Origin of the sequence: Sphingomonas faeni (genome assembly GCF_023195535.1) — a bacterium.
In the GTDB taxonomy this organism is placed as follows: domain Bacteria; phylum Pseudomonadota; class Alphaproteobacteria; order Sphingomonadales; family Sphingomonadaceae; genus Sphingomonas; species Sphingomonas faeni_B.
Genome location: NZ_JALPNF010000001.1, coordinates 767,415 through 787,976, shown reverse-complemented (window position 1 = coordinate 787,976; position 20,562 = coordinate 767,415). Strand labels below are relative to the sequence as shown.

At 65.2% G+C, this 20,562-nt stretch carries 21 protein-coding genes and 2 tRNA genes; 15 read left to right on the top strand and 8 right to left on the bottom strand.

Features of this window, described 5'->3' with window-relative positions; translation table 11 throughout:
- Positions 1-29 precede the first annotated feature (29 nt).
- The 4 genes from SPHN_RS03165 to SPHN_RS03150 all read right to left on the bottom strand — a co-directional run bounded on the left by SPHN_RS03165 (position 30) and on the right by SPHN_RS03150 (position 6,002).
- Positions 30-1,157, bottom strand: a complete 1,128-nt coding sequence (locus SPHN_RS03165) for an acyl-CoA dehydrogenase family protein (protein ID WP_248521040.1) — start codon at positions 1,155-1,157, stop codon at positions 30-32.
- A 141-nt stretch (positions 1,158-1,298) separates the two neighbouring features.
- Positions 1,299-2,480 (bottom strand): acyl-CoA dehydrogenase family protein, encoded by a 1,182-nt coding sequence (locus tag SPHN_RS03160; RefSeq protein WP_248521039.1) that lies wholly within the window; start codon positions 2,478-2,480, stop codon positions 1,299-1,301.
- Positions 2,481-2,644: 164 nt separating this feature from the next.
- Complete coding sequence (locus SPHN_RS03155) at positions 2,645-4,675, bottom strand: 3-hydroxyacyl-CoA dehydrogenase NAD-binding domain-containing protein (RefSeq protein ID WP_248521038.1); 2,031 nt, start codon at positions 4,673-4,675, stop codon at positions 2,645-2,647.
- Between the two features lie 106 nt (positions 4,676-4,781).
- On the bottom strand, positions 4,782-6,002 hold the full coding sequence (locus tag SPHN_RS03150) for a serine hydrolase domain-containing protein (protein ID WP_248521037.1): 1,221 nt from the start codon (positions 6,000-6,002) through the stop codon (positions 4,782-4,784).
- A 148-nt stretch (positions 6,003-6,150) separates the two neighbouring features.
- Here SPHN_RS03150 and SPHN_RS03145 point away from each other — a divergent pair, with 148 nt between their 5' ends.
- The 4 genes from SPHN_RS03145 to SPHN_RS03130 all read left to right on the top strand — a co-directional run bounded on the left by SPHN_RS03145 (position 6,151) and on the right by SPHN_RS03130 (position 9,715).
- A complete protein-coding gene (locus tag SPHN_RS03145) occupies positions 6,151-7,902 on the top strand; it encodes a class I adenylate-forming enzyme family protein (protein WP_248521036.1) in 1,752 nt (583 codons plus the stop codon).
- Between the two features lie 371 nt (positions 7,903-8,273).
- Positions 8,274-9,422: an AI-2E family transporter gene (locus SPHN_RS03140; RefSeq protein ID WP_248521478.1), complete on the top strand. Its 1,149-nt coding sequence runs from the start codon at positions 8,274-8,276 to the stop codon at positions 9,420-9,422.
- Positions 9,423-9,476: 54 nt separating this feature from the next.
- Positions 9,477-9,553 (top strand) — tRNA-Asp (locus tag SPHN_RS03135).
- An 85-nt stretch (positions 9,554-9,638) separates the two neighbouring features.
- Positions 9,639-9,715, top strand: a tRNA-Asp gene (locus SPHN_RS03130).
- Positions 9,716-10,007: 292 nt separating this feature from the next.
- Here SPHN_RS03130 and SPHN_RS03125 read toward each other — a convergent pair.
- From SPHN_RS03125 to SPHN_RS03110, 4 genes are all read right to left on the bottom strand, one after another.
- Entirely contained in the window at positions 10,008-10,208 is a 201-nt protein-coding gene (locus tag SPHN_RS03125; RefSeq protein WP_248521035.1) for a DUF2842 domain-containing protein, read from the bottom strand.
- A complete protein-coding gene (locus SPHN_RS03120) occupies positions 10,205-10,738 on the bottom strand; it encodes a 5-formyltetrahydrofolate cyclo-ligase (RefSeq protein ID WP_248521034.1) in 534 nt (177 codons plus the stop codon). Before SPHN_RS03120 ends, SPHN_RS03125 begins: the two co-directional genes overlap by 4 nt.
- 201 nt (positions 10,739-10,939) lie before the next feature.
- Positions 10,940-11,248: a cell division protein ZapA gene (locus SPHN_RS03115; RefSeq protein WP_128452890.1), complete on the bottom strand. Its 309-nt coding sequence runs from the start codon at positions 11,246-11,248 to the stop codon at positions 10,940-10,942.
- A complete protein-coding gene (locus tag SPHN_RS03110) occupies positions 11,248-11,442 on the bottom strand; it encodes a hypothetical protein (RefSeq protein WP_248521032.1) in 195 nt (64 codons plus the stop codon). The genes SPHN_RS03115 and SPHN_RS03110 overlap by 1 nt, the downstream gene beginning before the upstream one ends.
- A gap of 144 nt (positions 11,443-11,586) precedes the next feature.
- Between SPHN_RS03110 and gap the strand changes: the two genes are divergently transcribed.
- The 11 genes from gap (at position 11,587) to SPHN_RS03055 (ending at position 20,139) form a co-directional block, all read left to right on the top strand.
- Entirely contained in the window at positions 11,587-12,597 is a 1,011-nt protein-coding gene (gene gap, locus SPHN_RS03105) for a type I glyceraldehyde-3-phosphate dehydrogenase (protein ID WP_248521030.1), read from the top strand.
- A gap of 189 nt (positions 12,598-12,786) precedes the next feature.
- The gene (locus tag SPHN_RS03100; RefSeq protein ID WP_248521028.1) at positions 12,787-13,245 is read left to right on the top strand and encodes an MOSC domain-containing protein; all 459 of its coding nucleotides are present in this window, start codon (positions 12,787-12,789) and stop codon (positions 13,243-13,245) included.
- Complete coding sequence (locus SPHN_RS03095) at positions 13,242-14,432, top strand: phosphoglycerate kinase (protein WP_248521026.1); 1,191 nt, start codon at positions 13,242-13,244, stop codon at positions 14,430-14,432. Before SPHN_RS03100 ends, SPHN_RS03095 begins: the two co-directional genes overlap by 4 nt.
- A gap of 48 nt (positions 14,433-14,480) precedes the next feature.
- On the top strand, positions 14,481-14,711 hold the full coding sequence (gene relB / locus SPHN_RS03090) for a type II toxin-antitoxin system RelB family antitoxin (protein WP_248521023.1): 231 nt from the start codon (positions 14,481-14,483) through the stop codon (positions 14,709-14,711).
- The gene (locus SPHN_RS03085) at positions 14,708-15,037 is read left to right on the top strand and encodes a type II toxin-antitoxin system PemK/MazF family toxin (protein WP_248521021.1); all 330 of its coding nucleotides are present in this window, start codon (positions 14,708-14,710) and stop codon (positions 15,035-15,037) included. Before relB ends, SPHN_RS03085 begins: the two co-directional genes overlap by 4 nt.
- 14 nt (positions 15,038-15,051) lie before the next feature.
- Positions 15,052-15,972 carry a class I fructose-bisphosphate aldolase gene (locus tag SPHN_RS03080; RefSeq protein ID WP_248521019.1) on the top strand — a complete coding sequence of 307 codons (921 nt, stop codon included), beginning with the start codon at positions 15,052-15,054 and terminating at the stop codon, positions 15,970-15,972.
- Between the two features lie 75 nt (positions 15,973-16,047).
- Positions 16,048-16,737, top strand: coding sequence for a thiamine phosphate synthase (thiE, locus tag SPHN_RS03075; protein ID WP_248521017.1), 690 nt, complete (start codon positions 16,048-16,050; stop codon positions 16,735-16,737).
- Positions 16,738-16,931: 194 nt separating this feature from the next.
- Positions 16,932-17,942 (top strand): L,D-transpeptidase family protein, encoded by a 1,011-nt coding sequence (locus SPHN_RS03070; protein WP_432715039.1) that lies wholly within the window; start codon positions 16,932-16,934, stop codon positions 17,940-17,942.
- A 4-nt stretch (positions 17,943-17,946) separates the two neighbouring features.
- The gene (locus SPHN_RS03065; RefSeq protein WP_248521016.1) at positions 17,947-18,552 is read left to right on the top strand and encodes a M23 family metallopeptidase; all 606 of its coding nucleotides are present in this window, start codon (positions 17,947-17,949) and stop codon (positions 18,550-18,552) included.
- Positions 18,553-18,639: 87 nt separating this feature from the next.
- A complete protein-coding gene (gene efp, locus SPHN_RS03060; protein WP_187502336.1) occupies positions 18,640-19,203 on the top strand; it encodes an elongation factor P in 564 nt (187 codons plus the stop codon).
- Between the two features lie 123 nt (positions 19,204-19,326).
- Positions 19,327-20,139, top strand: a complete 813-nt coding sequence (locus tag SPHN_RS03055; protein ID WP_056048515.1) for an inositol monophosphatase family protein — start codon at positions 19,327-19,329, stop codon at positions 20,137-20,139.
- The last annotated feature ends 423 nt before the right edge of the window (positions 20,140-20,562 follow it).

Here is a 20,562-nt window from a genome sequence, read left to right as displayed (position 1 = left end):
ACCCCGGCCTCCGCCGGGGAACGGTAAGGTCAAAACCCCGCCGCTACTGCCAGCCGGTCCGCGTGGAAGTTCGCATCCCCAAACATCTCCGCCAGCACCCGCGCGCGTTTCATGTAGAAGCCGATGTCGTATTCGTCGGTCATGCCAATGCCGCCGTGCATCTGGATGCCTTCCTGCACGCTCAGCGTCGTCGCCAGCGCGGTCATCGCCTTGGCCACCGACACCGCCTCGTCCGCGCGGTCGCTACCCTGATCCAGCAGCTGCTGCGCCTTGAGCACAGCGGCCCGCGCCACCTCCATCTCCGAATACAGATGCGCGGCGCGGTGCTGGAGCGCCTGGAAGCTGCCGATCAGCGTCCCGAACTGCTTGCGCTCCTTCATGTAGCCGATCGTCATGTCCATCGCGCCGCCGCCGACGCCGAGCAGTTCCGCCGACGCACCGGTTCGCCCCGCGCGCAAAAGACGGTCGAGCGGCGTGCGGCCGGCATCGACCTCGCCGATCACCGCGTCCGCATCGACCTCGACGCCCTCGAACTCGAGCCGCGCGGCTAAGCTCGAATCCGCGAGACGTTCGGCGTTTGCCGTCAGCCCTGCGGCATCCTTCGGCACCGCGAACAGCGTGATGCCTTCCGCCTCGTTGTCCGACCCTGCGGTGCGAGCAGCGACGATGATCAGGTCTGCGGTGTGGCCGTGCGTGACGAACCGCTTGGCGCCGGTCAGCTTGAACCCGTTGCCCGAGCGTTCGGCCTTCATCGCCACGGTGTCGCGGTGCTTGGCGCCCTCGTCGATCGCCAGCGCCGCGACGGTCTCGCCCGCAATGATGCCCGGGAACCAGCGCTCGGCTTGCCCCGTGCCCTTGAGCGCCTCGACCGCCGCGACTGCGGTGGAGAGGAACGGGGAGGGGGAAAGGTTGCGCCCGATCTCTTCCAGCACCACGCCCGCCTCGACATGGCCGAGCCCAAGCCCGCCCTGGTCCTCCCCGATCAGTATCCCGGTAAAGCCCATCTCCGCGAACTGCTTCCACAGGTCGCGCGAGAAGCCGGTCTTGTCGTCGGCGTCTCGCAACGCGCGCATGTGACTGACCGGCGCATGCTCGGCGACGAAATCGCGAATGGTGTCCTGAAGGACGGTCTGGTCGTCGTCTAAATACAGTGGCATTTCGGGTTACTCCGTCGCCCCGGAGGCAGTCCGTCGCCCCAGTGAGCGCTGGGGTATCGTGCGGCAAGGGGGCGCTTCATTACGGGGAGACCCCAGCTTTCGCTGGGGTGACGTGGTGGGGGCGGGTGGCGATCGGCTCGGTCAGGCCGGCAGTTCCAGGATGCGCTTGGCGATGATGTTGAGCTGGATCTCGCTCGTCCCGCCCTCGATCGAGTTCGCCTTGGTCCGCAGCCACGACCGCGGGATCGCCCCGCCGCGCGACCGCTCGCTGTCCCATTCGAGCGCATCCGACCCACCCGCCGCCATCATCAGTTCGTACCGGCCCTTGTTCAGCTCGGTCCCGTAATATTTCATCATGCTCGGCTGCGCGGGGTGCGCCTTGCCCGCCTTCAGCTCGTCGATGAACCGTTCGGACATTGCCCCGAACGCCTTCGCCCGCACTTCGAACATAGCAATGGACGCGCGCAGCAACGGATCGGCGAGCCGCCCGTCATGCCCGAGCCCGACGGTCGCGATCGCCCCGTCGATCAGCGGGTTGCCGCCGCTCGATGCGAGACCCATGCCCGAGATCATCTCGCGCTCATGCCCGAGCAGGTATTTCGCGACGTCCCAGCCCTTATTCTCTTCGTAGACGCGGTTGACCTTGGGCACCTTCACATTGTCGAAGAACGTCTCGCAGAACGGCGAATTGCCGCTGATCAGGAGGATCGGCTTGGTCGACACGCCGGGCGAGGCCATGTCGAACAGCACGAAGCTGATCCCGCCCTGCTTCGACGTCTTGTCGGTCCGGACGAGGCAAAAGATCCAGTCCGCCTTGTCGGCGTAGGACGTCCACACCTTCTGGCCGTTGACGAGATAATGGTCGCCCTTGTCCTCCGCCGAGGTCGCAAGTCCGGCAAGATCGGACCCCGCATTCGGCTCGGAATAGCCCTGGCACCAGCGGATTTCGCCGCGCGCGATCTTGGTCAGGTGATCGAGCTTCTGCTCCTCGGTGCCGTATTTCAGCAGTGCCGGCCCGAGCATAGATATCCCGAACGAATTGAGCGGGTTGCGCGCCTTTATTGCCGCCATCTCTTCGCGCAGGATCTTGGTCTCGGCCGGCGACAGGCCGCCGCCGCCATACGCCTTGGGCCAGTCGGGCACGGTCCAGCCCTTGGCCGCCATCTTGTCGAGCCACTCCTTCTGCGCGGGCGACGACGGTTTGAACTGGCGCCCGCCCCAGCAGACGTCGTCCTCCAAGCGCACCGGCTTGCGCATCTCGGGTGGGCAATTCTCCGCGAGCCAGGCGCGGGTTTCGGTACGGAAGCTGTCAAGGTCGGTCATGAGCGCATCCTGTCCTCTGTTCTCTGTCATCATCTCGTCCGTTCCCTCGTCTCCCGTCACCCCAGCGAAAGCTGGGGTATCCCCCTTGGCAGTCGCTGCGACCCGAAGGGGAGATCCCAGCTTTCGCTGGGATGACGGGGCTTGGGATGGGCGGGCAGGAGAAGTTACTTAATCTTACCGCCGGTTGCGGCCGCATCCTTCAACGACTTGGCAACGGTGAAGCCGTATTTCTCGAGCCCCGCGACGACCTTCGGCAACCCCTCGGACTGCGCCCAGAACATCGGTCCGCCGCGGTACACCGGCCAGCCGTACCCATAGATCCACACCACATCGACGTCCGACGCGCGCTGCGCCTTGCCCTCTTCGAGGATCAGCGCGCCTTCGTTAACCATCGTGTAGAGCGTCCGCACGACGATCTCCTCGTCGCTGATCTCGCGCGGCGTCACGCCAGACTTCTTGCGGAAATCGTCGATGATCTCGGCAACGCGTGGCGAATTCGATGGCGTGCGCTTCTCGTCATAATCGTAGAACCCCGCCTTGGTCTTCTGGCCCCAGCGGTTCTCCGCCGCCAGCGCATCGCGGATGTTCTCGATCCGGCTTGGGTCGCGGTGCCAGCCGATGTCGACGCCCGCCAAGTCGCTCATCTGGAACGGCCCCATCGGCATCCCGAACGCGACATGGACCTTGTCGATCTGCTCGGGGCTCGCGCCTTCGAGCAACAGCTTGGTCGCCTCGACCTGGCGCGGCATCAGCATGCGGTTGCCGATGAAGCCGTAGGTGACGCCCGCCACCACCGCGACCTTCTTGATCTTCTTGGCGAACGCCATGACCGTCGCCAGCACGTCGTCCGCCGTCTTGTCGCCGCGCACCACCTCCAGCAATTTCATCACGTTGGCGGGCGAGAAGAAATGCATCCCGACCACGTCCTCGGGCCGCTTCGTGCACGCCGCGATCTCATCGATATTCAGGTACGAGGTGTTCGACGCGAGGATCGCGCCGGGCTTGGCGATCGCGTCGAGACGCGTGAAGATCTCCTTCTTCACCTCCATCGTCTCGTACACCGCCTCGATGATCAGGTCGCATTCGGCGAGATCGGCGAAGTCGAGCGTCGGCTTCAGCGCACCCATCGCCTGTTCGACCTGCTCGGGCTTGATCCGACCCTTGGCGGCGGTCGCCTCGTAATTCTTCCGCACGACGCCGGTCCCGCGGTCGAGTGCCTCCTGCTGCATTTCGACGATCGTCACGGGGATGCCGGCGGACAGGAAGTTCATCGAGATGCCGCCGCCCATCGTGCCTGCGCCGATCACGCCGACGCGCTTGATCTCGCGCAGCTTGGTGTCGGCGGGGACGTCGTCGATCTTGGCGGCCTGGCGCTCGGCGAAAAAGATGTGGCGCTGCGCGGCGGACTGCACGCCGGTCATCAGCTTCATGAATTCCTGGCGCTCGAAGGCGATGCCGTCTTCGAAGCTGGACCCGTCGGCGGCTTTCTCGACGCAGGCGATGTTGGCGGCCGGCGCGTCGAAGTTACGGAAACGCCGTGCATTCTCCTTCTTGAACGCGGCGACAGCATCCGGATCGGCCTGCGCGGTCGTCTCGGACGCACGGGGCAGGGGGCGCTTGGTCGCGATCTCGCGCGCGAACGCGACGGCATCGGCTTCGAGTGAGTCCTCGCCGACGATCTTGTCGATCAGGCCGGCGTCGAGCGCCTTCTTGGCCGAGATCGGATCGCCCTTCGCGGTCATCTCCAGCGCGAGCTTCACGCCGGCGATGCGCGGGATGCGTTGCGTGCCGCCCGCGCCGGGGAGCAGGCCGAGCTTCACTTCGGGCGTGCCGATCTTCGCCGAGGGGACGGCGACGCGGTAATGGCAGCCGAGCGTGACCTCGCAGCCGCCGCCGAGCGCGGTGCCGTGAATCGCCGCGACGACGGGTTTCGACGACGCATCGATCATGTCGACGACGGTGGGCAGACCGGGCTCGACCATCTCCTTGCCGAACTCGGTGATGTCGGCGCCCGCGAAGAAGGTGCGGCCGTCGCAGCGGATCACCATTGCGGTGATGCTGTCGTCCTTGACGCCTTCCTTGATCGCGGCTTCGAGACCCTGGCGGACTGCGGCGCCGAGCGCGTTGACGGGCGGGTTGTTCGAGATGATGACGAGGACGTCGTCATGGCGTTCTGTGCGGATCGGCGAAGTCATAGAGTCTCCTGTGATTTGAACGTCATGCCAGCGGAAGCTGATATCTCCTCGTAATCGGGAGACCCCAGCGTTCGCTGGGGTGACGGGTTAAGTTTGTATGCTTGGATCAGGTCATCGCGGCGTAGATCATCGTCTTCAGCTCGCGGCGGATGGGATAGACACTGCTCGGCGAGAGCTGCGTCATGAACACCATCGAGACGCGTTCGACCGGGTCGACGAAGAACGCGGTCGAGAACATCCCGCCCCAGTAGAATTCGCCCTTCGACCCCGGCACCATCGTCTTGGCGACATCGTCGGTGATCGCGAACCCGAGCCCAAAGCCGGTGCCGGCGTTCGACGCCTCGCTGAACAGCGACTTCGACATCGCCGCGAGATCGGATTTTCCGGGCAGGTGGTTCTGCGTCATCAGGTCGAGCGTTTTCCGCCCGAGGATGCGCGCGCCGTCGAGCTCGCCGCCGTTCAGCAGCATGGTGTTGAACCGGTGGTAATCGAGCGCGGTCGAGACGAGCCCGCCGCCGCCGGATAAAAGCTTCGGCGCACGGCTCCAGGCGCTATCGGCGCCGCGATCGTATATCACGCGGCCCTTGTCCGGCAGCAGCGTGTAGCAGTCGGTCAGACGGTCGAGCTTGCCCTTGGGGACCTGGAAAAACGTGTCTTTCATCTTCAGCGGCGCGAAGATGCGCTCCTTGAAGAACTGGTCGAGCGGCAGGCCCGACACGCGCTGTACGACCGCCCCGAGCACATCCGTCGCGACCGAGTAATTCCACGCGGTGCCGGGCGAGAATTCGAGCGGGATCTTGGCCAGTGCGCCGATGAACCCGTCGAGATCATGACCGCCGTGCCAGCTCTCGATCTTGCCCTCGCGGTAGGCCGCATCGACGTTCGAACGGTTCTGGAAGCTGTAGGTGAGCCCCGACGTGTGGCGCAGCAGGTCGACCATCCGCATCGGCTCCGCGGTCGGCTTGGTCACGAACGGGACGCCGCCGCCACCGCCATTATAAACCGCGATATCCTTGAACTCGGGCAGCACGTGATGAACCGGCGTGTCGACCGCGACGAGGCCCTGCTCGACCAGCATCATGAACGCGACCGAGGTGATCGGCTTGGTCATCGACGCAATCCGGAACAGCGATCCTTCGTCGATCGCCTTGCCGCCCTCACGCGCGGCGCCCGCGTTCGAGAAATGGACGATCTCGCCGTCGCGCGCGATCAACAGTTGCGCGTTCGGCAGCTTGCCCGAATCGACGTAGCGTGTCTGGAGCAGCGTATCGATCGCCGCCAACCGGCTTGCATCGAAGCCATGCGCCGCGGGCTTGGCGATTTTCATGATTCGACTGTTCCCGCCATCACTCGCTCCATACCCCTAGTTCGAACTTGTTGCCTCTATTGCCTTGAGTGCGGCAGGAATCAACTATAACCTGTCTTCGAACAGGCGATAAGCCAAACCCGAAATTCAACTCTGGAGTCAACCGGTCTTGGCAAGCGAACCGATCATCGCACTCGATCCCTCCTGGCCGGTGATTTCGCTCGCCGATGCCGAGCGAATGCTGACCGCGCCTGGCGCGAAATTCGAGATGGAGACGCTGACGATCGACGGCATCGAGACGCGGATATGGAAGAACGCGCCGCCGTCGTTACGCTGGTTGGCCGAGGCGGCGCGCGCGCATGGCGACCGTGTGTTCACGGCGTATGAGGACGAGCGCGTCACCTACGAGGCGAACTTCCGCGCGATCGCGGTGCTGGCGCACCGGTTGCGCGAGATGGGGATCGGTCCCGGCGACCGCGTAGCGCTCGCGATGCGCAACCTTCCTGAATGGCCGGTCGCGTTCTTTGCGGGCGCGAGCATCGGCGCGATCATGGTGCCGCTGAACGCGTGGTGGACCGGCGCGGAGATGGAATACGGCCTCGCCGATTCGGGCGCGCGCGTGCTCATTACCGACGACGAACGTCACCACCGGCTGGAGGCGGCCTATGCGACGCTGCCGGCGCTGGAGCACGTGTTCGTCGCGCGCGCCGCGGAGCCGCTGAGTGGGATCGTCACGCGGCTGGAGGATGTGATCAGCACCCCGCACGACTGGGCCGCGTTGCCTGACGTTGGCCTGCCCGAAGCGACGATCGCGGCCGACGACGACGCGACGATCTTCTACACCAGCGGCACCACCGGCGCGCCCAAGGGGGCGCTCGGCACGCACCGCAACATGATGTCGAACATCCTGTCGGGCGGCTATTCGTCGGCGCGCTCGTTCCTGCGCCGCGGCGAGGCGCCGCCCGACCCGACGCCGCGCGTGACGCTGACGGTGATTCCGCTGTTTCACGTCACGGCCTGCTCGGCGGGCATGATGGGCGTGATCGCGACCGGCAGCACGATGATCTTCATGCGGAAATGGGACACGATCCGGGCGATGGAGATCATCGAGCGCGAGAAGGTCAATGTCACCGGCGGCGTGCCGACGATCGCCTGGCAGTTGCTCGAGCATCCCGACCGCGCGAAATACGACCTCTCGTCGCTCGAATCGATCGCCTATGGCGGCGCGCCCGCGGCGCCCGAGCTGGTGAAGCGCATCCATGCCGAGTTCGGCGCGATGCCCGGCAATGGCTGGGGCATGACAGAGACGATGGCGACCGTCACGCATCACGGCGGCGAGGATTACCTGAACCGTCCGACCAGCGCGGGGCCTCCGGTCGCGGCCGCCGACCTGAAGATCATGGCGGACGACGGCGTGACCGAGATGCCTGTGGGCGAGGTCGGGGAACTCTGGGCGCGCGGGCCGATGATCGTGAAGGGATATTGGAACAAGCCGGACGCGACCGCGGCGACGTTCGTCGAAGGCTGGGTGCGGACCGGTGACCTGGCCCGGCTCGACGAGGAGGGGTTCTGCTACATCGTCGACCGCGCCAAGGACATGATCATCCGCGGCGGCGAAAACATCTATTCGAGCGAGGTCGAGAACGTGCTCTACGCGCACCCTGCGGTGACCGACGCGGCGCTGATCGGCATCCCGCACCGGATTCTCGGCGAGGAGCCGGCGGCGGTGGTGCACCTCGCGCCGGGCGCTGTGACGACCGAGGCGGAGTTGCAGGGCTGGGTCCGGCAGCATCTGGCGGCGTTCAAGACGCCGGTCGCGGTGCGGTTCGTGCATGAGACGCTGCCGCGGAATGCGAACGGGAAGATTTTGAAGAAGGATCTTCAAGTGCTGTTCGAGGATCGGGTCGGGGTGACGGCGTAGGAGGCCATACCTGTACTGCTCCGTCATCCTGACGAAAGTCAGGGCCCAGGGTAACGGAGGGCCGCGATTTTTGGCTCTGGGTCCTGACTTTCGTCAGGATGACGAAGAGCGGGGGTCTCGGGATCGAGGCATGATCAGACATAACGCGGTCTTTTCGAGGAATTCCATCGCGCTGGCACCGCGCGCCGCTTGAATGCCGGCCGCGATTACGGGATGGGGGTGGCAAAGGAATTGCCATGACGGACGCCATGACGGGCGAGGGACTTCGCCAGGAACCGCACCAGCCACAGGGCGAGGGCGGCGCCGTTGCGGAAGGTCCGCCGGCCGAAAGTGCGTTCGGGCTGCCGATAGCGGTCGGGGTCGAGGATGCGATGCGGATCGCGCAGCGTCGCGACCGGTTGCTGGCGGCGCTGACGCTGACCGCCGGGGTCGGGCTGATCCTCGCCATCCCGTTCGCGCTGAAATCCGGCGCCGAGTTCTTCCTGCCGCTCACCATCGCGCTCGTGATCTCGGTTGCGCTCGTGCCGGTGCTGGAGTGGCTCGAGCGGCGCCATGTGCCGTCGCCGCTCGCCGCGATCCTGTGCATCCTCGTGTTCCTGATCGCCGCGAACATCGCGATCGCCGCAATCCTCGTGCCGGCGACCGATTTCTTCCGGCTGTTGCCGACCCGGCTCGACCGGATCCAGAGCAATCTCGCGCCGCTGCTCGATCTCTATTCGAGCCTCGAGAAATACGTGAACAAGACGCTGCGGCAGGTCGCCTCGACGCCGATCAAGCAGCCCGCGACCGCAGGCGTCGCCGCGCCGGGATCGATCCTCGAACTCGCCGCGACCTCGGCGCCGGCCGTGATCGTGCAGTTCCTGTTCGGGGTGCTGATCGTGTTCTTCTTCCTGTCGGGATGGACGCGGATGCGGCGGCAGACGATCACCGGCCGGACCAGCTTCGACGGGGCGATGGCGACGGCCCGCGTAATCCAGGATATCGTCGACGACGTGTCGGCGTATCTCGGCACGATCACGCTGATCAACATCGTTCTCGGGATCGTCACCGGGGTGGCGCTTTGGTTCATCGGCATGCCCTATCCGGCGATGTGGGGCGGGATCGTCGCGCTGCTCAATTACATCCCGTATTTCGGGCCGGTGATCGGCGCGTTCCTGCTCGCGCTGGGCGGGTTGATGACGTTTTCCGACATCTGGATGGCGATGTTGCCGCCGGCGCTGATGTACGGGTTGCACCTGGTCGAGGCGAACGCGATCACGCCGTTCGTCGTCGGCCACCGCCTGACGATCAGCCCGCTGCTGATCCTGATCTCGCTGAGCTTCTGGGGGTGGGTGTGGGGCACGTCCGGCGCATTGCTGGCGGTGCCGCTGCTGATCATCATCCAGACGGTCGTGAAGGCCGCCGGGAAGCCCGATATCGCGGGTTTCCTGTTCGAGCACGGCACCCTGGTGCAGCCCAAGGCGGGTCGAAATCGCCGTCGCGGCGATCCGCCCGAGGCACAACGTGAAACTGGCGGATAATTTGGGTTGACGGTATCCGAACCCTCGCCTAGTTGCCGCCTCCACGCTGTTTCAGCGGGTGTAGCTCAGTTGGTTAGAGCGCCGGCCTGTCACGCCGGAGGTCGCGGGTTCGAGTCCCGTCACTCGCGCCATCGTTTGATGGTTCGAGGTAGTGTTTGAGGTTTTGACGAGCCTTCCCGCGCGGCCCTAGGGTCGCTAGGGTTCGTCATTGGGAATGCGGGTGTAGCTCAGTTGGTTAGAGCGCCGGCCTGTCACGCCGGAGGTCGCGGGTTCGAGTCCCGTCACTCGCGCCACCCTATGCGGTGGCCGAGACCCTTCACGAATTATCGAGTGCTGCGAGCATTCTGTTCCGTAGATAGTCCGGAACCGTTAACCTCATTCCGTTCGTGCTGAGTAGAGACCGAGTAGCTTCGTTTGAAGCGTATCGAGGGCTCGTATCGAAGCATGTGTTCCGTGCGCCAACCTGTCCTTCGATACGCCCTCTCGATACGCCGCTGCGCGACTACTCGATGGCTACTCAGGACGAACGGCAGGGGGCGGCGAACGGAGCGCGTAGGCCCAAAGAGACGTAAGACGGGGCAGGCGTTACCGCCCGATTTCCATCCAGCGCAGCACAGGCTTCAGCGGTGCGATCCAGATCAGGCCGGTGAACAGATAGAACACCAACTGCCCCAGCCAGTGCCAGCTGCCGACGATGGTCGACAGGCTGACGATCGCCACGCACCACACCAGGATCAGGAGCAGGATGCCGAGCATGCCGACGGGTTTGCGCCAGGTTGGCGTCATGGCGTGATCCATTCGAGTTCGGTGGCGATGGCGTGGAGCGGGACGTCCCACGGGTCTGGGGTCAGGCTATCTACCTGCTGCACCGACAGCGCAATGCCGACGCGCCAGGCGTTCGGGTGCGCGAGGAAGGCGCGGTCGTAATAGCCGGCGCCCTGGCCGATTCGGTTGCCGCCGCGATCGAAGCCGACGAGCGGCGTCAGGATGATGTCGGGTTCCAACTCTGCCGCGTCCTCGGCGGGCTGGTGCAGTCCGAACGGTCCGGCGATCAGCGCCGCCTCGGTTTCCCATGACAGGAAGCGCATCGGCAGCGACCGGCGGACGACATGGGGCAGGGCGATGACGCAGCCGGCTTCGACCGCAGCGCGGGCGAATGGCGATGGATCGGCCTCGCCGCCGAACGGGACATAGGATGCGACCGTCAGTCCGGGTTTCAACCGCGCCAGAAACGCGGAGGGCACGGGAATTTCGACGGGCGGGCGCGCTTCGCGGGCGGCGCGCAACGAGGCTCTCAGCGCGCTCTTGCCGGTCATGCGCAGGAAACCTCGCAATGGGGTGGGGGTGGGGTGGCGGGCCCACCATGGCCGTGTGCCGGGTTATCCACTGACGCACGGTACGTCAGGTGGGGACCATATGCTTCGGACCAGGATCCTAACAGGGACAGCCCCCTATGGATGATGAATAGCCTCAGGGATAATAAAGGCTCGTACCGGGCAGAACCCGCCGCCACCAATCTAGGCGCTCGGGGGGCTTAGCTCAAGGGCTTCCGCGAGCCCTTCGAGACGATCTGCGATCCGGGTCAACGCGATTTCGCTGACGGCCGAGCCTTCGGGCGGGCGGTGCGCGGCTTCGTCGAGGTCGTCGGCGAGCATTAGCGCGACGAACAGCATCGCGCGCTCGGCACTGAGGCCGCCTGCGGCACGGTCCGCGATCGGCCAGCGCTCGGCGAGCATCGCACCGAGCAACCGGACGCGCGATTCCTCGCCATCGCGGCAAGCGACGGCATGCGGGCGTCCGCCGATATCGAGCATGACCTGTGCCATCAGTTGGGGCTCCCGCGCGTGATGACGTCGTCGAGCGCCGCGACGGCCTCGGCCATCCGTGCCTTCAGCGCGGCGTGGCGCTTGGCGAGCGCGTCGCCGCTGCGGGCGCGGGCGGTGATCGCGGCTTCGATCCTCGCGATCGCGGCATCGATCCGTTCGACGGCCGTCGGCGCGTCGGGAAGTGTATCTGACATACCCTGCGAGATAGCATGGCCGGGGGGCGCGACAAGCGGGTTTTGGGCAAAGTCGACACCATCCACGGTGTTGACAGGGCGCCCCACCGCCCCGCAAAGGCTGCGCGCCCGGAACGGACTCGCGGGCGTAGCGGAGAGACAGCAATGACGGTCAAGGTTGCGATCAACGGTTTCGGGCGCATCGGCCGTCTCGTCGCCCGTGCGGTACTCGAACAGTCGAACGGCGCACTCGAACTCGTCGCGATCAACGATCTCGGCGATGCGAAGTCGAACGCCTGGCTGTTCAAGCGTGACAGCGTGCACGGCAAGTATCCGGGCGAGGTTTCGGCCGAGGGCAATGAGCTGGTCGTCGATGGCAAGCGCATCCGCGTAACTGCCGAGCGCGATCCCGCCAACTTGCCGCATGCCGAGCTGGGCGTCGACATCGTGCTGGAATGCACGGGCTTCTTCACCGACAAGGCAAGCTGCCAGAAGCATCTCGATGCGGGCGCGAAGAAGGTGCTGATCTCGGCGCCTGGCAAGAACGTCGATCTGACCGTCGTCTACGGCGTCAACCACGACAAGCTGACCGCCGAGCACACCATCGTCTCGAACGCCTCGTGCACCACTAACTGCCTCGCGCCCGTCGCCAAGGTGCTCAACGATGCGATCGGCATCGAGCGCGGCCTGATGACGACGGTCCATGCGTATACCAACGACCAGAAGATCCTCGACCAGATCCACCCGGACCTGCGTCGCGCACGCGCGGCGGCGATGTCGATGATCCCGACAACGACCGGCGCCGCGCGCGCCGTTTCGGAAGTGCTGCCGGAGTTGAAGGGCAAGCTCGACGGTTCGGCAATCCGCGTGCCGGTGCCGGACGTTTCGCTGATCGACCTGACCTTCACGCCGTCGCGCGATACGACGCGTGAAGAGGTGAATGCGGTGCTGAAGGCGGCGTCCGAGAGCGGTCCGCTGGTTGGCGTGCTCGACTGGTCGGACGAGCCGCTCGTCTCGATCGATCTCCAGCATACCCCGGCCTCGTCGACGATCGACAGCCTGGAGACTGCGGTGATCGACGGCAAGCTGGTCCGCGTCGTCAGCTGGTACGATAACGAGTGGGGCTTCTCGAACCGCATGGTCGATACGGCCACCGCGATGGCGAAGTTCATCTGAAGGTAGACGGACGCTGCTCTTCTATAGCTTCTGCTCCGAACCAAACCGTCATCCCAGCGAAAGCTGGGATCTCCCCATTCGGGTCGCAGCACCCGCCAATAGGGATACCCCAGCTTTCGCTGGGGTGACGGGTTTGGGAGCGGGGAACTCATGTGGGTCCGTAGTGACGGACATTGGGATGCGGCGCTGATGGGCACCATAGCCGGCATCGCGCGCCATGCTCGCGCCAAGGGCGCGATGGAGGTCATCGACCATGTCGAGATCACCATCGAGGCCGGCCTGCACGGCGACTTCCGCGGCTATGTGAAGCCCGGCGGCAAGGGCCGGCGCCAGGTCACGTTGCTCGAACGCAGCGACTGGGCCGCGGCGATGGCCGAGGTCGGCCACGATATCCCTTGGCAAGAACGCCGCGCGAACCTGCTGGTCGACGGCTTCGACCTGCCCCAGATACCCGGCACCCGTCTTCGCATCGGTGCGGACGTCGTGCTGGAGGTGACGCGCCACACCGATCCGTGCGAACGGATGGAAGCACTGGCGCCAGGATTGTTCGCTGCGCTGACGCCTGACTGGCGGGGCGGGGCGTGTACGCGAGTTTTGATGGGCGGCAGTATCGCCGTCGGTGATGAGATCAGGATCGAAGAACCATGACCAAGCCATTCAAGACGCTGGACGATATGGGTGATGTCCACGGCAAGCGCGTGCTCGTCCGCGAAGACCTCAACGTGCCGATGGCCGAGGGTCGTGTCACCGACGACACCCGCCTGCGCGCCACCGTCGCGACGGTTGGCGAGCTTGCCGACAAGGGCGCGATCGTCCTCGTCCTCGCGCATTTCGGCCGCCCCAAGGGTGTGCCGAGCCCGGAGTTCTCGCTGTCGCAGGTCGCGAAGCCGTACAGCGACGTGCTCGGTCGCGAAGTCCGCTACGTCGACTGGGAAGGCGCCGACGACGCCGTTGCCATGCTCGAACCCGGTGACATCGCGGTGCTGGAGAACACGCGCTTCTTCGGCGGCGAAGAGAAGAACGACCCGGCGGTGGTCCAGCGTTTCGCGCGGCTGGGCGACCTGTACGTCAACGATGCCTTCTCCGCCGCACACCGCGCACACGCCTCGACCGAGGGGCTGGCCCACGTTCTCCCGGCCTATGCGGGCCGAGCTATGGAAGCCGAACTCGACGCCCTCCAGAAGGCGCTCGGCGAGCCCGAGCATCCGGTCGCCGCGGTCGTCGGAGGCGCCAAGGTGTCCTCAAAGCTCGACGTGCTGCGTCATCTGGTCACCAAGGTAGATCACCTGATCATCGGTGGCGGCATGGCCAACACCTTCCTCGCGGCGCGCGGCGTCGATGTCGGTAAAAGCCTTTGCGAGCATGAGCTTGCGAGCGTTTGCGAACAGATCATGGAAGCTGCGGACAAGGCGAACTGCACGGTCCATCTGCCGTACGACGTTGTGGTCGCCAAGGAGTTCAAGCCGAACCCCGCCACCCGCACCGTCAACGTCCACGAGGTCGCCGCCGACGAGATGATCCTCGACGTCGGCCCCGCTGCGGTCGAATCGCTCGGCGATGTGCTGAAGAACTGCCGCACCTTGGTCTGGAACGGTCCGCTCGGCGCTTTCGAGACGGTGCCGTTCGACAAGGCCACCGTCGCCCTCGCGAAGACCGCAGCGGCATTGACCGAGGGCGGTTCGCTCGTCTCGGTCGCCGGCGGCGGCGATACGGTCGCGGCGCTCAATCACGCCGGCGTCGCGGATGCGTTCACCTTCGTCTCGACCGCAGGCGGCGCGTTCCTGGAATGGATGGAAGGCAAGACGCTCCCCGGGGTCGCCGCGCTCCACGGTTGAAATACGCGAGCATCCGAGCTATGTTTAACATGTTAAACGGAGACTCGGATGCTCGGCGTCAGGCTCGATAGCGAACTCGAAGAACGACTCGCGGCGGTTGCGCGCACCCAAGGGCGCAGCAAGAGCGACATTGCGCGCGAAGCCGTGCGTCGATATGTCGAGCGGCACGACGAGGCGTTCCTGGCGGAGGCCAAGCGTCAGTCGCTCGCGGCTGCCGCGCAGGACCGACACGCGATCGACGAAGACTGGGACGTGATGATCGCGGCATCCCCCACATGAAACTCACGCGGGGGATGGTCGTAGTCGGAGCCGGAAAGGGGGACTCCTCCCGGACGCTGCGACCCTTTATCGTCGTGCAGTCAGACGTGTTCACGGATCACGCGACGATATCCCTGTGCCCTTTGACGAGCGTCATCATCGGCACAAACCTCTTCCGCGTGTCGCTCGAGGCATCGCCAGAGACCGGCCTCGCTCGCGACACCGAAATCCAGGTCGACAAACTCGATACGCTCGATCGCAATGCGATCGTCAAAATCATCGGTACGATACCCATCACAACCATGACCCGGGTCGACGACGCGTTGCGCCGCTGGCTCGAACTCTAAGACAGGAATTCAGCATGACCTCGACAATCACCCCGCAAGTCAAAACCATTCTCGACAAGTACGAAGCCACCAGTTCGGCGGTGAAGGCGAACCTCGCCCGCATCCTGATGCAGGGCAAGCTCGGCGGCACCGGCAAGCTGGTGATCCTGCCGGTCGACCAGGGCTTCGAGCATGGCCCGGCGCGCAGCTTCTCGGTTAATCCGCCGGCGTACGACCCGCATTACCACTACCAGCTCGCGATCGATGCGGGGCTCAGCGCCTATGCGGCGCCGCTCGGCATGCTCGAAGCGGGCGCGGATACGTTTGCGGGCCAAATCCCGACGATCCTGAAGTGCAACAGCTCGAACAGCTGGGCGACCTCGATAGATCAGGCGGTGACGGCCACCGTGTCCGACGCGGTGCGGCTCGGCTCGGCAGCGATCGGCTTCACGATCTATCCGGGTGCGGACCAGTTCTTCGACCTCGTCGAGGAAATCCGCGAGCTGAGCGAAGAGGCCAAGTCGGTCGGCATCGCCACGGTGATCTGGTCGTACCCGCGCGGTGGCGAGCTGACCAAGGACGGCGAGCTCGCGCTCGACGTCGGCGCCTATGCCGCGCACATGGCGGCGCTGCTCGGCGCGCACATCATCAAGACCAAGCTGCCGACCGCGCATATCGAGCAGAAGGAAGCCAAGCCGCTTTACGCGAACACCGACTGGTCGAAGCAGTCGGACCGCGTGAAACATGTCGTCCAGTCGAGCTTCGCCGGGCGTCGCATCAACGTCTTCTCGGGCGGCGCGTCGAAGGGCGAGGACGCGGTGTTCCAGGACGCGCGCGACATTCGCGACGGCGGCGGTAACGGCTCGATCATCGGCCGCAATACCTTCCAGCGCCCGCGCGACGAAGCACTGGCGATGCTCGACCGCATCATCCGCATCTACAAGAACGAAGAATAAGCTGCGCACGGCCCGTTCGTCACCCCTGCCACGCGCCGGGGTGACGCGCGCGGCATGAGAGGCTAGGGGCCGGACATGACCGAATTCGAAGATCCGCTGGGCCCGCTCGATCCCAATTTCGCCGAGAATTTCCGCCGCGACATGCGTCGGCCGCCGTGCCAGTTGTATCTGGTGTCGCCGCTGGACGTCGGCGGTGACTTTCCCGAGCGTCTGGCGCGGGCACTCGACGCCGGGCCCGTTGCCGCGTTCCAGTTCCGTGTGAAGGATATCGACCAGCACGCCGCCGCCGCGCTTGGCGAGCCTTTGCGTGCGATCTGCGCCGAGCGGGACGTTGCGTTCATCGTCAACGATGACATCGGGCTGGCCAAGCGGCTCGACGCGGACGGCGTGCATCTCGGGCAGGACGATGGCGATCCGCGCGAGGCGCGGGCGCAGCTCGGGCCCAATGCGCAGATCGGCGTGAGCTGTCACGGCAGCCGTCATCTGGCGATGGAAGCGGGCGAGGCCGGTGCCGACTACGTCGCGTTCGGCGCGTTCTATCCGACCACGACGAAGGTCGCGACGCATACCGCGGAGCCGGTGACCCTGTCGTGGTGGTCGACCTTGTTCGAAATTCCCTGCGTCGCGATTGGTGGCATCACGCCGGAGAATGCCGCGCCGCTCATCGCGGCCGGTGCGGATTTCATCGCGGTATCGGGCGCCGTCTGGGGCGGCGACGAGGTCGCGGCGATAAAGGCGTTCGGCGAGGTTCTCGCCAAGCGCTGAACCTCACGCTTCGTCATCCTGACGAAAGTCAGGACCCAGGGTAATTAAGCGCTGTCCCCCGTGGCTCTGGGTCCTGACTTTCGTCAGGATGACGGGTGCGTGGTGGGGTGATGGCGATCCGTCGCCGTTGTCGACGGAAACAACCGTCGTCCCGACCGTTTGATGCAGAAGCGTAACGGTTTGGGATGACGGGCATGACGGCATTTGTGAAGGCTTCGGTTCTTGTAGCGGGTCTGTTCGGCATGGCATCGCCAGCGCTCGCGCAGACGGCCCCGGCAAAGTCCGTACCGATCGACCGCAACATCCTCCACGTGCAGGTGATCCTCGATCATCTCGGCTTCGGGCCGGGCGTGCTCGACGGGCGTGGCGGGCAGTCGCTGGTCGCTGCGTTGAAGGGGTTCCAGGAGGCTAAGGGCCTGCCGATCACCGGCAAGGCCGATGCCCGGACGCTGCAGGCGCTGTACCCGTATCGCGCCGCTCGGCCGACGGTGACGGTCGCGTTGACGCCTCAGATGCTTGCCGGCCCGTACATCAATCCGCTGCCGAAGGATCCGGCGAAGCAGGCCGAACTGCCGACGATCGGCTATCGCTCGGTCATGGAGAAGCTCGGCGAGATGTTCCACACCACGCCCACGGTCATCATGGCGATGAACTCGCCGACGACGATGCTGACGCCCGGCACGAAGGTCGTCTTCCCCAACGCGCTGCCGACGTCGCGCGCTTATGATGCGAAATTCACCCCCGAATGGCGGGCGACGCTCAACATGCTGAACGTCGATGCGAAGCAGCCCCAGGCGGATCATGTCGTCGTCGACAAGTCCGACGGCGTGCTCCGCGTGCTCGATGCGAACGACAAGCTGATCGCGCAGTTCTCCGCGACGATGGGGTCGAGCCACGATCCGCTGCCGCTCGGGACGTGGACGATCAAGGGCTCCGACTACAATCCGAAATTTCACTTCAATCCCGCGCTATTTTGGGATGCCAAGAAGGGCCAGCAGAAGGAGATGCTGCCTCCCGGGCCAAACGGTCCGGTCGGGGTCGTCTGGATGGATCTGTCGAAGGAGCATTACGGGATTCACGGTACGCCGAACCCCGAGACGATCGGGCGCGCGGAGAGCCATGGCTGCATTCGCCTGACAAACTGGGATGCGGCGCGGCTGTCGATGATGATCAAGCCGGGAACCAAGGCAGTCTTCCAGGCATAAGGCGATGACGCGGACGTTCTGGATCATTCTCGGGTTGATCGTGGTCGTAGTCGGTGCCTTTGCGTCGATGGTGTCGTTCGGCGGTAGCGGTGGCAGCATCGAGCGGCACGTGCCCTGGCGCAAGCCCGCGCCTCCTGCCGAGGTGGTTGCCGCGCCCGTGACGCCGGGCGCGCTAGCCGTCCCGGTGGCCGGCGTTCCGCGCAAGGCAATCGAGGACAGCTGGAACGATGCGCGAGGCGGTGGGCTGCGCGGCCATCATGGGACGGACATCATGGCGCCGGCCGGCACCCCGGTGGTCGCGGCGGCACCGGGTCGGATCGAGAAGCTGTTCCAGAGCGGGCTCGGCGGCATCACGCTGTACGTTCGTTCAACCGACCGACGCTGGACCTATTACTACGCGCATCTCGCCGGATATGCGGCGGGCATCCGTGAGGGCATGGCGGTCAAAGCCGGCGATACGCTCGGCTATGTCGGCGATACCGGCGATGCGGGGGCGGGCAATTATCATTTGCATTTCGGGCTTACGAAGATGCAGCCAGGTGAGCGCTGGTATCAGGGCGAGAACGTGAACCCGTACCCGCTGCTTGCCGGAAGCCGGTCGTCCCGCTAAAGCCCGCCGCTTCGGGTTTCCGCAGAGCCACGCCTTACGGGCCATGCTTCGCGGACGGCCCCTAGCTCTTTCCAGCAGGAATCGGTCATGAAGATCAACGCGGTCGAGATTCGTCCCGGCAACATTCTTGAATATGAGGGCGGCATCTGGCGCGCCGTCAAGATTCAGCACACCCAGCCCGGCAAAGGCGGGGCCTATATGCAGGTCGAGATGAAGAACCTCATCGACGGCCGCAAGAACAACGTCCGTTTCCGCTCCGCCGAGAGCGTCGAGAAGGTCCGGCTCGAGACCGTCGACTTCCAGTTCCTGTTCCGCGAAGGCGACATGCTCACTTTCATGGACAAGGTGAACTACGAGCAGATCTCACTCGACGCCGACATTCTGGGCGACGCCGCGGCGTTCCTGCAGGACGGCATGGACGTAGTGATGGAGCTCTGGGAAGAGCGGCCGATCTCGGTCCAGCTGCCCGACACGATCGAGGCGCTGATCGTCGAGGCGGATGCCGTGGTGAAGGGGCAGACGGCTTCGTCGTCGTATAAGCCGGCCGTGCTCGAGAACGGCGTGCGCGTGATGGTTCCGCCGCATATCGGCGCGGGCACGCGGATCGTGGTCGATGTCTACGAGCAGACCTACGTAAGGCGCGCCGACTGATATCTGCTCCCTCTTCCCTTCGGGGAGAGGGTCGGGGTGAGGGGCGGCCCCAAACGATACCGCCCAGAACAGCCCCTCTCCCAACCCTCTCCCCGGAGGGGAGAGGGCTTAAGGTAAATTAAAATGCCCAGCCATTCCGGCATCATGACCGTCATCGAGCGCGCCGCCCGCAAGGCAGCGCCGCGTCTGCGCCGCGATTTCAACGAGGTCCAGCAACTCCAAGTGAGTCGCAAGGGTCCGGCGGACTTCGTCAGCCAGGCCGACCAGCGCGCCGAGCAGACGATCTTCGAGGAACTCAGCCACGCTCGCCCCGATTGGGGCATGCTCATGGAGGAGCGCGGCGAGGTCGAGGGCGATCCGAACAAGCCGCGCTTCATCGTCGATCCCTTGGATGGAACGTCGAACTTCCTCCACGGCATCCCGCATTTCTGCATCTCGATCGCGGTTGAGGAGCCGATGCCGAACGGCAAGCGCGAGGTTACCACCGCGCTGGTGTATCAGCCGCTGACCGACGAGAGCTTCTGGGCGGAGAAGGGCCGGGGGGCATGGCTCACCGACCAGCGTTTGCGTGTGTCTTCGCGGCGTGACCTGTCCGAATCGCTGATTGCGACGGGGATCCCGTTCCTTGGGCATGGCGACTTCGCGCAGTGGAGCCGGATTTTCGGTGCGGTCGCGCCTGAGGTTGCTGGTATACGTCGGCTCGGAGCAGCGGCGCTCGATCTGGCCTGGCTGGCGGCCGGCCGGTTCGACGGTTTCTGGGAGTCGAACCTGAAGCCTTGGGATGTTGCTGCGGGCATGTTGCTGGTGAAGGAAGCCGGCGGCTTCGTCACCGACTTCCGCGGCGGCGATCGCGCGATGGAGCGCAACGAGTTTCTTGCGGCGAACGACGCGCTGCATTCGCGGCTCCATAAGCTGGTTGCCGGCGCGCTGCGTTAAGGCTGATGACCGATCCTCCCCCGGCAGGGGGAGGTGGCAGGCGTTAGCCTGACGGGGGGGAGGAAAGGGAAACGTCTGTTCCGTGTCCTCCCCCTCCGTCACCTTCGGCGACACCTCCCCCTGGCGGGGGAGGATCGTAAGGTCGGATGGGAATTCGTTCACTCTGGTGAAAGTGATACTCCCACCTCCGTCCGTCACCCCAGCGAAAGCTGGGGTATCCCGGTGATGGCCGCCGCGCCCGCCAACGACGATACCCCAGCTTTCGCTGGGGTGACGGTTGTGGAAGTGTCAGAACCAGAGTGGATCAACGGCGCAACGGCGCTGATCCCGCCTCAGTCCGTCATGCCGGGCTCGTTCCGGCATCCACCGTTCCGCATTCTCGCCGGCCGCTGGTGTGCGGCACCGTGGACCCCGGAACCAGTC

Bases quoted from the DNA above. Each gene is read 5' to 3' on its own strand.
- SPHN_RS03165 (WP_248521040.1), bottom strand. From the start codon at position 1,157: ATGCCACTGTATTTAGACGACGACCAGACCGTCCTTCAGGACACCATT.
- SPHN_RS03160 (WP_248521039.1), bottom strand. From the start codon at position 2,480: ATGACCGACCTTGACAGCTTCCGTACCGAAACCCGCGCCTGGCTCGCG.
- SPHN_RS03155 (WP_248521038.1), bottom strand. From the start codon at position 4,675: ATGACTTCGCCGATCCGCACAGAACGCCATGACGACGTCCTCGTCATC.
- SPHN_RS03150 (WP_248521037.1), bottom strand. From the start codon at position 6,002: ATGAAAATCGCCAAGCCCGCGGCGCATGGCTTCGATGCAAGCCGGTTG.
- SPHN_RS03140 (WP_248521478.1), top strand. From the start codon at position 8,274: ATGCGGATCGCGCAGCGTCGCGACCGGTTGCTGGCGGCGCTGACGCTG.
- SPHN_RS03125 (WP_248521035.1), bottom strand. From the start codon at position 10,208: ATGACGCCAACCTGGCGCAAACCCGTCGGCATGCTCGGCATCCTGCTC.
- SPHN_RS03120 (WP_248521034.1), bottom strand. From the start codon at position 10,738: ATGACCGGCAAGAGCGCGCTGAGAGCCTCGTTGCGCGCCGCCCGCGAA.
- SPHN_RS03115 (WP_128452890.1), bottom strand. From the start codon at position 11,248: ATGGCACAGGTCATGCTCGATATCGGCGGACGCCCGCATGCCGTCGCT.
- SPHN_RS03110 (WP_248521032.1), bottom strand. From the start codon at position 11,442: ATGTCAGATACACTTCCCGACGCGCCGACGGCCGTCGAACGGATCGAT.
- gap (WP_248521030.1), top strand. From the start codon at position 11,587: ATGACGGTCAAGGTTGCGATCAACGGTTTCGGGCGCATCGGCCGTCTC.
- SPHN_RS03100 (WP_248521028.1), top strand. From the start codon at position 12,787: ATGGGCACCATAGCCGGCATCGCGCGCCATGCTCGCGCCAAGGGCGCG.
- SPHN_RS03095 (WP_248521026.1), top strand. From the start codon at position 13,242: ATGACCAAGCCATTCAAGACGCTGGACGATATGGGTGATGTCCACGGC.
- relB (WP_248521023.1), top strand. From the start codon at position 14,481: ATGCTCGGCGTCAGGCTCGATAGCGAACTCGAAGAACGACTCGCGGCG.
- SPHN_RS03085 (WP_248521021.1), top strand. From the start codon at position 14,708: ATGAAACTCACGCGGGGGATGGTCGTAGTCGGAGCCGGAAAGGGGGAC.
- SPHN_RS03080 (WP_248521019.1), top strand. From the start codon at position 15,052: ATGACCTCGACAATCACCCCGCAAGTCAAAACCATTCTCGACAAGTAC.
- thiE (WP_248521017.1), top strand. From the start codon at position 16,048: ATGACCGAATTCGAAGATCCGCTGGGCCCGCTCGATCCCAATTTCGCC.
- SPHN_RS03070 (WP_432715039.1), top strand. From the start codon at position 16,932: ATGACGGCATTTGTGAAGGCTTCGGTTCTTGTAGCGGGTCTGTTCGGC.
- SPHN_RS03065 (WP_248521016.1), top strand. From the start codon at position 17,947: ATGACGCGGACGTTCTGGATCATTCTCGGGTTGATCGTGGTCGTAGTC.
- efp (WP_187502336.1), top strand. From the start codon at position 18,640: ATGAAGATCAACGCGGTCGAGATTCGTCCCGGCAACATTCTTGAATAT.
- SPHN_RS03055 (WP_056048515.1), top strand. From the start codon at position 19,327: ATGCCCAGCCATTCCGGCATCATGACCGTCATCGAGCGCGCCGCCCGC.